The sequence below is a fragment of the Bacillota bacterium genome, from assembly GCA_024655925.1.
GTDB lineage: Bacteria > Bacillota > DTU025 > DTU025 > JANLFS01 > JANLFS01.
On sequence record JANLFS010000069.1, the window covers coordinates 4603 to 16882 of the forward strand.

Genomic DNA, 12280 nt, shown 5'->3' on the forward strand with positions numbered 1-12280 from the left:
TGAGGTTGCTAGCATAGAGCGGGCATCCGGGCTGGTTCAGAAGTTCACACGCTTTCCCCACGATCTCCGACTCGAGCTCTCTCGCAGTCGCAAGGTTGGCCTCGATGTGCCGGCGCTCTTCAGTCGTCTGGTAGCTCGCGAAGTTCTGTTTCAGGACCTTCCTGATCTCGTCGTGGGAGCGGGTTGCGAGAAGATTGACCACGGTATTGTACGATAGCGCGAATCTGCTCGCGAGAGGCTCCACCGTACGCTCATCGGTGCTCGGGAATTCCTCCGGCCGGAAGAAGTTGAGGTCTACCATGATATACACGTAACCCTCTCCATCTATCCCCCGCCTGCCCGCGCGCCCGGCCATCTGGAAGTACTCCTGGCTCGTCATGGGCTGGAAGTCAACACCGTTGTACTTGCGCACCGAGTCGAAGCAGACCGTCCGGACTGGGAAGTTGATCCCAACAGCGAAGGTCTCGGTCGCGTACAGCACCTGGATGACGCGCCGCTCGAACAAGTCCTCAACGATCTCCTTGAGCACAGGGAGAAGCCCTGCATGATGGTAGGCTATACCCCTCTGGAGGATCCGGCGCATCTGCTTGACGCTCGGCATCATTTCGACCTTCAGGCCTTCGATCTTGCTGTCGAAGAACTCGACAACTTCGTACTTCTGTGCCGGGGTGAGGTAGTCAGCCGACCGCGCAAGTTCCTCCGCCTTTTCCTCGCATTGCCGGCGGCTGAACACAAAGTACAAGCAGGGAAGCTTGTCCCGCTTACCCAAATAGTCCACGAGATCGAGGTGGGTGGTGGACGCGTAACGAAGCCCCTCGTGCCGGTAGTCCCAATCCGCCGCAGCCTCCTCCATCTCCTGGTCGCGCTTGGCCTTGAAGGATTTCAGTTCATCGAGAGTGCAGGCGCCACGGGTTCGCTCGAACACAAAGTGGCGCAAGGGCACCACCCTCTTGAAGTGACGGACGACGGCAACCTCGTGCCCTTTGATGTCTTGTATCCAGAAGGCAAGTTCGTCCGCGTTGGGGATCGTGGCGGACAGACCCAGAAGCCTCATGGACTCGGGCATGAAGATGATAGATTCCTCCCACACCGTGCCGCGGTCCTCGTCCGCGAGGAAGTGAATCTCGTCGAAGATCACGTGAGAGACTCCCTCAAGTTCGCCGGGGCTCAGATGAAGCATGTTCCTGAAGATCTCCGTAGTCATGATGAGAATCTGCGCTCCGGAGTTGATGACTACGTCGCCGGTGATGATACCCACGTTGTCGGCGCCAAGGAGCCTCTTGAACTCCTTGAACTTCTGGTTGCTCAAAGCCTTGATAGGAGCCGTGTATATAACCCTGCGCCCGAGGTTGAACATCCGCTCGATCAGGTAATCCGCGACGAGGGTCTTACCGACCCCGGTGGGGGCCGAGACCAGGACAGAACGGCCTTCCTCCACGTGCCGGATCGCCTCGACCTGGAAGGGATCCAGTCGGAAACCACGGTACTCCCGGATCTCCGCGGCCTCCTCTGCCACCCCATCTCCCGTCCCCTCCGCGGCCTCTCCGGCCTGGAACTCTCTTAGCCTCCAACCTGCAGACGCAGGGCCTTCCAGCCCCGTGTGCCCCTCCGACACGTATTCACGATAGAACAGGGCTGGCGAGATCTCGGCTGCGGTCTCAACAGCGGCAGTGGTGCGCCGCGAGACTCTAGCCTTCGGTAAGCGTCGCTCTCCATCGCGGACGCGAAATCTCATGGAATGTCTCCCACCAATCTCGTTAGTCTGGCCGGGGCCTGGCCTGGAGGGGCAGGCGACCAGCAATCGAGCAAGCGAGAGCCCGGAGGGCTGTGAGTGCCACTACCTGACAGTCCCGAAACCCGGCCGACAACTACCTGCGATCAGTTTTGACTGATGAACATCTTGAGTATACAGGTTATGGGAGGACGGCACAATCAACCGGTCGGTGCTGAGACCCGTCAGCTACCGCCTGTGTCCCAGGATGTTGTTGCCAGTGATTGTGATAATTGGTATGATATTGATGATGCTGCCGGGTCTCGAGGAGTGAACGTCCGTGCTGTTGGGTCCGTTGGCAGCCCGTGTGCTGGCTGCCGCCGATGATGACTCCTACCTCCGCTACCTTCTCTTCTCTGGGGCGCTCGTGGTCGCCCGGGCGCGGCCAGCGTCTTTCGCCCGGACTCGTGATGCGATCGAAGTGACTGGATCCGATATCGCCCAGTCCGCGCTGTGGCTCGGCGCACAGTGCCCATACTGCTCAAGTAGCGAACTGATCCGATGGGGCCTCTACCGAGGGAGGCAGCGCTACAGATGCAAACACTGTAGCAGGACCTTCAACGACTTGACTGGCACCGTCCTTTCCGGCACCCATCACCCAGGCAAGTGGGTTGATGCGTGCCAGATCATGCTTGAGGGCCGCTCCGTGAGGGACACTGCCCGCAGACTTGGCGTTTCCAAGAACACCGCGTTCGCGTGGAGGCACAAGCTTCTCTCCCGCCTCGTTCATCTCGACAAATGCGCCCAGGTAAGTGGGGTAGTTGAACTGGGACGCGTCCTATTCATGACGTCATACAAAGGATCGAGGAACATACGGGCCGAGGCGGGCAGGGAACCTCGACACACACGTCTCCCGTCCCCTCGGATTCTCGCCCCGCCCTCTGATAGGACGTGGGCGGTGTTCGCGGTCGACCGCAGAGGGGGTGCCATCTCGGCCGTGGTTCGCGGTGACGGTGGGCCGGACCTCTCCGAAACCCTCGCTCCACGGATTGCACAGGCCTCTTTCGTTTGCGTCGGCAGTCAGCCACGTCTTGTCGCCCTTGGAAAGGAACTGGGCCTGCGCATTGTGAGCAACCGAAAAGGAGACCCCGGCCAAAGCCGGGGACATCAACCAATCTCCAGTTCAATCCACCATACTCGCACCGTAGCCGCATTCGCCCACTGCTTCTGGGGCTGGATGAAGAGGTTCTGCGGCGTGGCTACGAAGTACCTCATCAACTACACCGCATGGTTCAGCGTCGTAGTACGTTCCGCTTGGACAGATCAGACGGCGGCAGCGAGCGCCATGCTTCTCGAGGCGGCGCAGGCGCGGTTTGAGTCAGGGTCCGGACCAACAGAATCTTGGGACAGAGTCTAGGTCTTGCGCAAGCCGCAGCCTCTTCCTATCCACCGGAGACGGGGGTCAGAAGCGTGACAACCTCCCCATCTCGCAGCACATGGCTCTTGGGCGCGACTGCCCCATCCACCACGACTCGCATGACTAGCTCGGACTTGATGCCGAGCGCGGCCAACATGTCGGATACGGTCTGGCCTTCCGAGAACTCGTAATCATATTCCTCGCGCTGGTCTGGGAAGAACTCGCGCGCATGCCCTCTGACTCTCACAGTGACTCTCATGGTCGCCCGACTTCACCTCGCTCGCCGTCGCCGCTGCCCGTCACGTTGCGCCCCCGGGCCTCTAGTAACCTTACAATATGCCCTTGGCGGTCAGGTCTTTCGCGCACTGATCCAGGCCGAGCTTCTCCAAGGTGTCCCGGGTGGGCTTCCCGTCCTGGTCCCACCCGCGCAGCCTGTAGTAGTCATCCAGAAGCTGGTCTAGCTGCTCGCGGGTTATGAGCTTCCCCGCTGATGGGCCGGTGGGCACTGGTTCCTCGTAGAACCGCGCCGGTGGGTAATCCCATGCCCGCCCGAATCCGGGGATTTCGAGAAGCGCTCGGGTCCTGGTGAGATTCCACACCCGGTCCGACGCTTCATACAGATCGTTCCAGGTGACCTTGCGCCCGGTCACGGCCTCGAACATGCCAGGGTAATTCTCGAGCTCGAACCCGATCTCAACCCACTGGAGCCTGCAGACGCCGATCAGGTCGAAGGCTGGACGGATTCTCTGGAGCTCGATGACTTTGGATGCCTTGGTGTCCAGGGTGTCGCGGCCTTTGGCGACGTCGTAGGTTATGGCCCAGGCGCGGTTGTGGTGCGCGCCGATGTCGGCGGTCATGTATGCGAGCATCATGGCGGGCGCCCACCGGGCTTCGTACCCGCTCCACTCGAGGCCTTTGACGTGGATGGCGAACTTATCCGATCCCCCGCCGAGTCTCTCGGAGGCGGTCTTGACCCCTTCAGCCAGCAGATCACCCACGCCTTCACGCCGCGCGATGATCCCCGCAAGGAACTCGAAGGAGTCGATATCTCCCCATTTGACGGGCCTTCCGAGTCTCTCCTCGGTAAGGATCCCGCGCTCGGCGCACTCGAGAGCGAATGCGATCACGTTTCCCCCGGAGATGGTGTCGAGGCCAAGCTCATCGCAGATGTAGTTCGCATAGGCCACTTCCTCGATGGCGCCTAGCATGCAGTTGCCGCCCACGAGAGCGATGGTCTCGTACTCGGGTCCTTCAACGTATACTTCCCTGTCTCCCACCTTGGTCTTACTGTACTTCCCGCACGGAGTCGGGCAGCAGAAGCACCCTTTGTCCGTGACTAGAATCCTTTCCTTCAGTGCGAACCCGCCTATCTTCTCGTGGCCGTCGAAGTAAGCGGTCCAGAAATTCTTGGTTGGAAAGGCCCCGACCTCGTTCACCCATGGGGTGACGCCGGAAGTACCGTAGGGAGTCCATTCCCTGAAGCCGGGCTTCTCAAAGCAGGCGTGGAACATGGCCCTGCCGTGCTCGAACACGCGCTCTGGGTCGGCTACGGGGATGGACTGGCTTCCACGAATCGCTATGGCCTTGATCTTCTTGCTGCCAAGCACCGCCGCAATTCCACACCTCGCGGCCTGTCTGCCGAAATCGTGGGTGATGCAGGAGATCTTCACAAGGTTCTCACCGGCGGGCCCGATGGCGGCGATCTGGAAGTCCTCGCCCAGATCGTCCTTCAACATCTTCTCGGCAGTAAGAGACCCTTTGCCCCAGTACTTGGAGCCTTCTCTGATCTCAACCTTGTCGTCATCTATCACGATGATCGATGGGGCCTTCGCGCTCCCTTCGATCACGATCGCGTCGTACCCCGCGTAGCGAATCTCCGGGGCGAAATGGCCTCCCATGTTGGCATCGCCGTGTATTCCAGTTGCAGGGGACTTCGCTCCGAACTGAACCTTCCCGCTCGCGGGCATGAAGATACCGGAAAGCGGCCCCGGGGCGATGACGACTTTGTTTTCGTCACCGAGCGGGTCCGCCCCGACCGGGACCTCATCGTAGAGGATCTTCGCAACGAAGCCACGGCCCCCGATGAAGTCATGCGCCATCTTCGGATCGAGAGGCTCGGTGTTCGCACACCTGGTGGTCAGGTTGATCCGGAGAATCTTGCCCATGTATCCGTAAGCCATCTCTAACTGCCCCCTTCTCCGGCATCTGCGTCGTAAATGGCCCCACGGGGACACATCTCAACACATGCCCCGCAGAGTATGCACTTCGAAGGCACGTCAGAGCCTTCGAAGGTGATCATCACGTTTTCTGGGCACTCCTGGACGCACTTCATGCACCCGATGCACAGCTCGGGGTCGATCCGGTAGGCTTCGCCTTCCATGGTAATGGCCTCAACGGGGCATACCTCAGCGCACTTCCCGCACTGGGTGCAGTAGCGTACCTCGTATTTGCCGGGGACGGGAAAACGCCCATCGATTTTGAGAAGGCCCTTCTTCGGATTGTTCTCACGGAAGACCGAGAGTGAACAGGCTACCTGGCACACCCTGCAGCCGGAGCAGAGTGAGTCCTTCACAGCGAGCCTCATCCCGAACGCACTCCCTTTCCGAGCCTGTTTGGGGCCAAGTCGCCCCGGCTGGCTCCTCATGGCTAATACGACACAGAGCTGTGCGATTCCTTCCCGCCCGGATGCTTCCAGCGAGACGAATCATTGACACCTGGATCGGAGTGAGGCTTGGGCGCAGGAGGTTGGCTCCAGGTTACGATCACTGGCGATGGGGTGTGGGTGCAGTGTGGCTTGGGTTGGGGTTTCGAGGCGGGGCCGGGCCGGCTGGGGAAGAGGGCTGGACCATGGTACGCTGGCCAACCACGCTCCAGCCCTGATGAGGCAGTCAAGGTGTGTCGCGCAACCCGACGTCACGGGCCACGGAGGCGAGCACGCGCCCAGACTCACGGAATCCGCGTTCCTCTTCGGGAGACAGCGGTATCTTGAGGACCCGTGAGACACCGGCGCGGGTTATGACGGCCGGGAGGGACAGGCATATGTCGTCCACCCCGTAGTGGCCTTTGGCGGGGACGGACACGGTCATCACCGCGTTCTCGTCGCGGAGGATCGCTCTAACTATGGCCGTCATGGCGAGCGCTATGGCGTAGTAAGTTGCGCCTTTGCGTTCTATGATGGCGTAAGCCGCCCCTCTTACCTGTTCGAAGATGTGATCTCGGATCTCGTCCTTGCATCCCCTTCCGCAGACAGGACAGTATTCATCGAGCTTGAGGCCGGCAACGTTGGCTGTGCTCCAAACCGGTACCTCCGAGTCGCCGTGCTCTCCGATGATGTATGCATGCACGTTGCCAGGCGCAATGTGGCAGTGACGGCTCAGGAGATGGCGGAACCGGGAACTGTCCAGAAGCGTGCCGGAGCCGACTATGTGTTCTTCGGGGAGTCCAGACAGTTTCATGGTGGCGTAAGTCATTATGTCGACCGGGTTGGTGACAACCAAAAGGATCGCCTCGGGACTGGCTTTCACGATTTCGGGGATTATGGAGCGGAAGATGTCAACGTTTCTCCGAACCAGGTCGAGCCTGGACTCGCCGGGTTTTTGGGCCACTCCAGCGGTGATGGCCACAATGTCTGACCGTGCGGAGTCCTCCCATCCGCCGCTCTGCACACGCACGGGGGGAACGAAGGAGGCGCCGTGGTTGAGGTCCATGGCCTGTCCCTCGGCCCTGGCGGCGTCCACATCCACCAGCACGATCTCGGACACCAGCCCGCTTATCATCAGGGTATATGCGAACGTCGACCCCACAAGTCCCGCTCCGACCACCGTAATCTTGTTCCTTCGCCGTCTGAGTCTCAGGTGCCGCATGCACTCGCTCCTTTCGGGGTTTGGCCCGGATGAGTTCTCATGTCCTCACCCTGCTATTTTCCCCTCAGACGAACGAAAAACGCGCCGCGGCTGACCTTACGGTCAGGGGCGGCGCGCTGCGCCCCGGGGCAATACTAGTCCTCTCCGGCCTCGAGGACGAAGTTCACAACGAACACTCCATTACGGGCGCCAACGTCGACGGTCTTGTTCTGTGTTGTGTATCCCTGCTTCGACGCCGTCACATCGTACCTGTCCAGTCGCACTGGCGGGACCGACCATGCTCCTGAGCCATTCGTTACAGTGGCGTAGGTTGGGTATCCAGCTGTCCTCGGCTTGACCTCAACCGCAGCGCCGGCGAGCGGCTGGCCTTCCACCTGGCCATATACCATCCCGCTCAGGCTGGCGTACCCGCCGAAGTATATCTCCAGACACCCGGTGGTGGTTAGGCACAGGCAAAGAACAGCCAGAACGAAAAAGGCTCGTTTCACTTTGTCGCGACCTCCAATCCGCAAACCTGCCGACCCCATCCGGGCCGGATCACGCCGGATTCTTTCGACACACATCGGGGGGCTCCTGCACGCTTCACATGTCCCCGATATTACACATGGCTCAGGCCCAGCCCCGCAGCTTCGTGCTCGTTCCCGCGAATCATGGAACCTATGGTCCCATACATCCCCACAGCTATCCAGGAATCGGCCCGGACCACCGCAAACCTGAGCCCAACTGTTCGCAGGATGTGCCCGAGTGCCATCTGCCCGCGGAGCAGGCCGATCAGGGCCTCATTGACGGCATGGTAGAGAGCGTGCAGTTCGCGGACGTCACGCTCGATTACGTTCTCCCGCAGCGACGCGGTCTCCACGGCGGAGATGACCTTCTCCAGTTCGGTGGCGCCAACACGCCCCGTACACATCCTCCAGTTCGCGGGGGCCTCAGTCCTGCCAGGCTCCTGGTCAGCACTTTCCGAAAGCGCCAGAAGGAGCGCCAGTCTGCCCGGAGCCGGCCCAGTCTGCTCCATGAATACGTCCTCCATTTCAACTCACGCGTTCGGCTGCACAAGTGACAGGAATCACCCCAGCCGTCCTGTTCACAGCCTTTCGAACCTCGCCGTGAAATGCCTGAGGACCGGCGCCTCATAGGTCAGCCTCAGCCCTCTCACGGATCCCCGTCTTTCGAGGATGGCTTCGAACGCGCGTGCTACACAGTCCATGTGACGGTCGGTGTAGACCCTTCTCGGAATGGCGAGTCGAACCAGCTCGAGCTTGGGATAGATGGCGGCTCCTGTGGCTTCGTCCTTTCTCCCGAACGCACAGGCGCCGAGTTCCACACTCCTGATCCCGCCCTCGATGTACAATTCTACCACAAGTGCCTGCCCTGGGAATTCGCTCTGCGGGAGGTGGGGAAAGAGCTTGAGGGCATCCACATAGACCCCGTGTCCACCCGGCGGGGTGATGATCGGGACTCCACGCCGGGCGAGTTCGTCCGCCAGGTAGTGCACCTGCCCGATGCGGTTCTCCAGGTAGGTCTCGTCGAGGACCTCCGAAAGTCCTTGTGCCAAGGCCTCAAGGTCCCGCCCGGCAAGGCCGCCGTAGGTTATGAACCCCTCAAATGGGATCTGCCACTCAATCGCCCGCCTGTACATCCTCTCGTCCGCGAACGCGAGGAAGCCACCTATGTTGACGAGACCGTCCTTCTTCGCACTCATCAGGCAACCGTCTCCGTAGGAGAACATCTCCCGGGCAATCTCTGCGATGCTCTTTTCGTCATACCCGGGCTCGCGGGTTTTGATGAAGTAGCAGTTCTCCGCGAACCGGGCGCAGTCGAAGAAGAGTGGAATTCCGTGTTTTCTTGCGAGCGAACTCGCGGCACGGATGTTCGCCATGGACACGGGCTGCCCGCCGTTGCTGTTGCACGTGACCGTCATAAGCACAAAGGGAATCCTGTCTCGCCCATGCTCGGACATCTCGCGCTCGAGCGCTTCGAGGTCGATGTCGCCCTTGAACGACTCCGCGCTTTCCGTGACATACCCTTCTGCGCGCACGAGATTCACTGGCTCCGCCCCACGCAGCAGTATGTGCCCTTCGGTCGTGTCGAAATGCATGTTTCCGAGGACCCGATCTCCCGGCTTAACCATCATGGTCATGAGGATGTGCTCGGCGCCTCTCCCCTGATGGGTCGGGGCAACGTGCGGGTACCCCATGATGCGTTCCACGGTTTCCCGGAACCTGAAGAAGCTCTTGCTCCCAGCGTAAGCTTCGTCGCCGATCATCAAGGCCGCCCATTGCGCATCACTCATGGCGCAGGTCCCGCTGTCCGTCAGAAGGTCGATGTACACATCCTCCGACTTCAAATTGAACACATTGAAGCCAGCATCCTCTACGAGTCTCTCCCTCTCGGCCCTTGAGGTCATCCTGATCGGCTCGACAACTTTGATTCGATAAGGCTCGGCATAGGAGTCTCTTGGTCTCAAGAAGCCACACTCCCCTCGATCATTCATCGGCAGTTGTGCCCGGCTTGTCCATGCCCACCCGGCAAAGAAAAGGGGGACCCCGGCGCCGGCTATCCGGCGCACGGAACCCCCTAACGTCTCATGCCTATGGGCCCATGTCGAGATTCTCCGCCCAGATCCGATTTCCTTCCTTGGGGCAGAGCTGAGGCGATCCGGGCACAACGAAGCGGGCGAGCACCCGCAACCCGGGACCCGCCCGCCCAGCTAGCTCTCGTTCGTTCGGTCTGAGCCTACGGAGACAGCCTTCCTAACCCGAAGCCCTTCGCGCCTCCGCTCCCGAGGCCGGAGGCGTAGATAGTGCTCCCGAACTGGATGTTCATCGCTGACATTTTCCAGCCAGTGCTCATGGGGACCAGCTCGATGGTGATCTTGCCCCGGTCACTAGGATTGCCGTGGGCCCACCAACGGTCGCCGGGCACGCTGTCTGCTCTCTCGTACACCTCGAATTTAGCGACAACCGTGGCCTTGGTGCGCGGGACGAAAGCGATCGTCAACCCGTTGGCGTTTTCTCTCGTGTCCCAGGCATCGGGGGCGACTGGAGTGACTGGGTGATCGAAGTCCAGCCGCATCTCATAACCACCATCATCCCGGAACATCTGCTGGTTGATGGCGTCTGATTCGACCTCTCCGCGGAGCTTCGTCTTGTCTTTGGAGTAGGTGAGCCCGCCTTCCTCAATCGTGAGGATGAACCCACCGGCAAGAACACCGTCTCCGCACATCCCGTTGACATCGTATGCCTCGACCGCCTCTATCCAGTCTCCGACGGCTTGGAGAACGAGCGCCGTCTCTGCAGCCTCATTCCACGGGCGCTGCAGTGAGCAACCGGACAGCACGATCACCATGGCCACTATCGACGCCAAGGCTGCTATCCTCTTCGCCATGATGGCGTAACCTCCTTTGCTAGCGTTTCAGGTTCGGCCGCTTGAACTCCCGGGAGGGGGCATCCGCCCCCGCCCGGGATCTCAGAGATCGCCCAGATTACCACGGGCGCAGGCGGCCAAATCCGAATCCGCTACGCTCCGTCGTTACCGTATAGACGTAGCTGGCGCTATCATCACCGACACAGATCCCAACGACCATCACGCGCAGTTCGAGTTCGATACCCACCGGTGCCGGGAAGTCGTCCACATCGAGGAGGATGTAGAACTTGGTCTCGTTTCCGATCTTGCCGACTTCCACGACCTTCTCCTCGTCGAGCTTCACTCCGTTGATGAGCACTTCGACGGGTGCATCATGCAGGTTCATTACCATGAACATGATCGTCGAGATCAGGTTGATGTCGTACTCGCCAGGTGCCGGCATCAGCCTGCAGATCACAGGGAGCACGACCGTGACGGTCGGGAACTCCACCACCACTCCCTCGTTGCCGAGGAGGTCGATAGCTTTCACGCGCAACACGTGAGCTCCTAGAGATTGCGACGACGATGGTGTGTGTTCGGCGAGGCTTCCGTCTCCGGGCAGCCATTTCCAACCGTCGTTGTCTATCTGGATCCAGTACCCCTTTACGCCAACGCCGGCATCGGCCGCGGTCCACTTCCAGGTCGGAGTGGTATCGTTGGTGTCGTAGGGTTCAGTGGGCGAGACGATGGTCACTACCGGCCCAGTCCGGTCTACGGTGGTAGACACCACGTTCGACTCGGCGCTCTCGTTTCCGGCTTCGTCATAGGCAACTACCTTGCCCCGGATGACGTCGCCGTCCGCGGCACCGCTGATGTCGACCGTGTAGGTCTGAACCGTAAGGCCGGTCACTGTGGTCCAGGTGGCTCCACCGTCGAGGCTGTAGCTGAAGTCATACTTGACTGCGTCAGTCACAGCCGACCAGATGAACGTCACGCTGTCTTCGTTCGTATACTCGGGCAGCGCCGTCATCTCCGGAGCCGCCGGATCGGTCGTGTCTATTACCACGTACCCTGCCTCGGACCTCGCGCTCTCGTTGCCAAGTGCGTCGATGGCGGTTACCTGCAGGTAGTGAGTGCCCTCGGGCAGGTTCGACGACGTATACGTAGGCTCAGTCACGAAGCCCTTGTCAACCTCGTCCTCGAAGACGCGGTACTTAGCTGCGTCATCCACAGCGCCCCACGTCCACACAGGGTTCTGGTTGTTGGTCGGGCTCGTGGTCTGAGGCATCCCGGGCACCGCCGGAGGCGTGGTGTCGATGACTACCGCCGCGAACGCCACCTCAGCGCCAACGTTGCCCACGTTGTCCACTGCCTTGACCTTCAGCACGTGAGCGCCGTCGGCCAGGTTGGACGCAGGGGTGAACGAGGTGCCGCGAGTCTCGAACGGCAGCTCGCTGTCGAGAGTGACTATGTAGAAGTCGACTCCGGACAGACCATCGTCATCGCCGGACCACTCCCATGTGGGCCGCGGGTTATTGGTCGGGCTCGCAGGCGTTGTGACTGCGCTCACCACAGGTCCGGTGCGGTCGACTATCGTCGATACCTCATCCGACCAATCGCTCACGTTGCCGACAGCGTCATAAGCCCTTACCTTCGCTGTTACCTCGTCGCCGTCCGCAGCCAAGCTGATGTCGATGTTCAGCATGTGAACAGGGATGTCAGTCACTGTGGCAGGCGTTCCGGCTATGCTGTATTCCACTTCGTACTTGACCGCGCTGTCCACTGCAGTCCAGATCAGCGCGCCCTCGTAGGCGTTGGTGTATGCCGGCAGAGGCAGCATCTCAGGAACCGCAGGAGCAGTCAGGTCGATCACTACGTAGCCGGCTTCCGACCTCGCGCTCTCGTTGCCAAGTGCGTCGATGGCGGTTACCTGCAGGTAGTGAG

General features: G+C 60.6%; 11 protein-coding genes. 1 reads left to right on the forward strand and 10 read right to left on the reverse strand.

The features are described 5' to 3' along the window. Positions 1-1735: DEAD/DEAH box helicase (locus NUW23_11015; protein MCR4426693.1), on the reverse strand; the 1735-nt coding region annotated here is incomplete at its 3' end. Positions 1736-2051: 316 nt separating this feature from the next. On the opposite strand from NUW23_11015, the gene NUW23_11020 reads away from it, so the two are divergent. Further along, on the forward strand, positions 2052-3128 hold the full coding sequence (locus NUW23_11020) for a hypothetical protein (GenBank protein MCR4426694.1): 1077 nt from the start codon (positions 2052-2054) through the stop codon (positions 3126-3128). 25 nt (positions 3129-3153) lie between these two features. On the opposite strand, the gene NUW23_11025 is transcribed toward NUW23_11020, so the two are convergent. From NUW23_11025 to NUW23_11065, 9 genes are all read right to left on the reverse strand, one after another. Next, positions 3154-3387, reverse strand: a complete 234-nt coding sequence (locus NUW23_11025) for a MoaD/ThiS family protein (protein MCR4426695.1) — start codon at positions 3385-3387, stop codon at positions 3154-3156. 70 nt (positions 3388-3457) lie between these two features. Next, positions 3458-5308, reverse strand: coding sequence for an aldehyde ferredoxin oxidoreductase family protein (locus NUW23_11030; protein MCR4426696.1), 1851 nt, complete (start codon positions 5306-5308; stop codon positions 3458-3460). Positions 5309-5310: 2 nt separating this feature from the next. Continuing rightward, positions 5311-5712 carry a 4Fe-4S binding protein gene (locus NUW23_11035; protein MCR4426697.1) on the reverse strand — a complete coding sequence of 134 codons (402 nt, stop codon included), beginning with the start codon at positions 5710-5712 and terminating at the stop codon, positions 5311-5313. 304 nt (positions 5713-6016) lie between these two features. Next, the gene (locus NUW23_11040) at positions 6017-6991 is read right to left on the reverse strand and encodes an L-lactate dehydrogenase (protein MCR4426698.1); all 975 of its coding nucleotides are present in this window, start codon (positions 6989-6991) and stop codon (positions 6017-6019) included. Positions 6992-7125: 134 nt separating this feature from the next. Continuing rightward, complete coding sequence (locus NUW23_11045; GenBank protein ID MCR4426699.1) at positions 7126-7479, reverse strand: carboxypeptidase-like regulatory domain-containing protein; 354 nt, start codon at positions 7477-7479, stop codon at positions 7126-7128. A gap of 110 nt (positions 7480-7589) precedes the next feature. Next, on the reverse strand, positions 7590-8006 hold the full coding sequence (locus NUW23_11050; GenBank protein MCR4426700.1) for a transcriptional regulator: 417 nt from the start codon (positions 8004-8006) through the stop codon (positions 7590-7592). A gap of 69 nt (positions 8007-8075) precedes the next feature. Beyond that, entirely contained in the window at positions 8076-9458 is a 1383-nt protein-coding gene (locus NUW23_11055; protein MCR4426701.1) for a tryptophanase, read from the reverse strand. A 269-nt stretch (positions 9459-9727) separates the two neighbouring features. Then, on the reverse strand, positions 9728-10378 hold the full coding sequence (locus tag NUW23_11060) for a hypothetical protein (GenBank protein MCR4426702.1): 651 nt from the start codon (positions 10376-10378) through the stop codon (positions 9728-9730). 97 nt (positions 10379-10475) lie between these two features. Then, the coding region (locus tag NUW23_11065; GenBank protein ID MCR4426703.1) for a hypothetical protein at positions 10476-12280 on the reverse strand (1805 nt) is incomplete at its 5' end.